The sequence below is a fragment of the Paenibacillus sp. oral taxon 786 str. D14 genome, assembly GCF_000159955.1.
Lineage (GTDB): Bacteria > Bacillota > Bacilli > Paenibacillales > Paenibacillaceae > Fontibacillus > Fontibacillus phoenicis.
In genome coordinates, this window is the sequence record NZ_GG695974.1 from 116,009 (window position 1) to 117,349 (window position 1,341).

At 30.1% G+C, this 1,341-nt stretch carries 1 protein-coding gene; it reads left to right on the top strand.

Going from position 1 to position 1,341, the window contains the following annotated elements; genetic code table 11:
* Positions 1 to 451: 451 nt before the first annotated feature.
* Positions 452 to 1,341, top strand: an 890-nt coding sequence (locus tag POTG_RS24300) for a hypothetical protein (protein ID WP_009224555.1), incomplete at its 3' end; no start/stop codon positions are given.

Consider the following 1,341-nt stretch of genomic DNA (forward strand, 5'->3'; position numbering starts at 1 on the left):
CAATAAGCAAGTTGTAGTTAATGATACGATACTTTTTTTCAATAATTTTTTCATAGATATCGTCCTCTCTTATTATTCTAACTAACTCCTCTATCCTCCCTTTACGAAAGTATAATTATGTAAAATGTAAATTCTGTCGAAAACAATATAAACCAAAAAGGAAATATTTTCAATATAATTCTATAAAAATACAAAAATATAAAAATCGAAAATAAAATGAATTATTACGTATTACGGAGAATATAAAAACTTATTTACAAAAAAATACTTTTATCGTATTATTATGACAAGTAAGGAGGTGATCACCAATGAAGAAAATTAAAGTAAAGGTTCTTCCGCAAGTAGGACTTCCTTCTAACCGTGCTACTACATAATGTGTCTTTTACTTGGAAAAGGTTCATCCGTTATCGGATGAACCTTTTCCGTAAAAAACTAAAAAAGGATGATTGTTGTGCCCTTTAATCACAATATTAATGGTAACAGCATAATTGAACTACATAACATAGAAATATTTACAGATGACAATGACTTTGTAACTGCGCGTCGAATAGGAACATCTGATTACATATCTTTAGATACAGATGCACTTAAGCTTTATAGATGTTTTGGTTTAAAAAGGAGTATATTGGAAGTTACAAAACTAAATGCAGAGTTGGAGTATACATTACAAGACATTCTTGAATTTGTGGAAGTTCTAATAAATGCAGAATTCGTAAAGACAATAGACGGAGTTGAAATATCTGAAAGTTTAAATGATGAGCCAAGGGAACAGGTTAGAACTAATAAATTGATTAGAATATTATTTAGTAAGATAGCTTGGATAGTATATTTTCTAAGTGCTATTGCTAATGTAGTTCTTTTCTATTCTTATGATCATTTACATCCAAGAGGTTCGGATCTTTTTGTAAGTAGTTCGGGCATAGTATCCATTATCGTGATCATTCTTTGCACTTGGATTGCAATTTTCTTTCATGAATTTGGTCATATATGTGCTGCCATAAATGTAGGAATTGATGCGAAAATAAAATGGGGATACAGACTTGTGTTTCTTGTACTTGAAACTCAGGTCAGTGACATTTGGTCAGTACCAAGAAATAGAAGATACGGGGTTTATCTTGCGGGTTTAGCTTGGACAAGTATCTTAGTTTTAATTTGCACAACTCTTCAATTTTTTATTGAGACACCAATCATTGTAAAGGTCTTGAAGTTTACTGTGATAATGCAACTTCAGACTATAGTATTTCAGGCATTACTATTTTTAAGAACTGATTTGTATTACGTTGTAACAAACTCTATGAAGATAGATAACCTTAATGAACAAACTCTTTTTCTTTTTAAAAA